Below are 699 nucleotides of genomic sequence, written 5' to 3'. Positions count from 1 at the left end.
CATGTCAGGAAAAATTGAAGTTATTGGCGATACGAATACCAAGTCACTTTCCATTATGACTCCCTCATTCAGTAGAAAATCCAATCCTAAAAGAAGCGTTTGATTTACACCTTGTGTGGGTTTTTCTAAAGATATGTGTTTACAAGATTTACCGTATATAATCTTGCTCAGTAACTGTTTCTCAATAGGTTCCATAAAGTCAGAAATTAACAAAACATTAGATAGATCTATTTCCGCCCTACTTAGAAAATCCAAAACTATATTAATAAGAATCTTACTTCCTACAGGCATGAAAACCGGGGACTTAAATATATAACTCCTATGGTTAAACTTTGGTCTTATATCTCCACCTATGGTGAACAAAAACTTCTTAATTTTCATTCGTTTTTAACTGAAAGTAAATGGTATCAGATCTTCCAAAGACTATAGTAGATAATTCTACAAAAAGTATGACGGGGTAGTAAACCAGTAAATTTTTAAGAGTTTTCATAAATAGAAAAGTCATATTACGTATAGTACTCCTTTTTGAATCGGTATCCCCTTTCACTAAAATTTTAATCTTCATAATATTCCTTTTCCCTCCTAGCAAAATTTGCGCAATCTCGGCCCTCGATCTATTTTTATTCAGAACAGTATAATCAATTTTAATATCATTTGAATATTCATTGAGAAAGTTTCTTAACGATTGTGAATTAAATC

1 protein-coding gene is annotated in these 699 nt (G+C 31.2%); it reads right to left on the bottom strand.

What is annotated here, in order from left to right:
* Positions 1-195, bottom strand: a 195-nt coding sequence (locus tag NZ519_14060; protein MCS7029876.1) for a hypothetical protein, incomplete at its 3' end; no start/stop codon positions are given.
* Between the last annotated feature and the right edge of the window lie 504 nt (positions 196-699).

The organism is Bacteroidia bacterium (assembly GCA_025056095.1).
Lineage (GTDB): Bacteria > Bacteroidota > Bacteroidia > JANWVE01 > JANWVE01 > JANWVE01.
The sequence above is the reverse complement of the archived record's forward strand: the minus strand, read 5'-3'. Positions and strand labels throughout refer to the sequence as shown.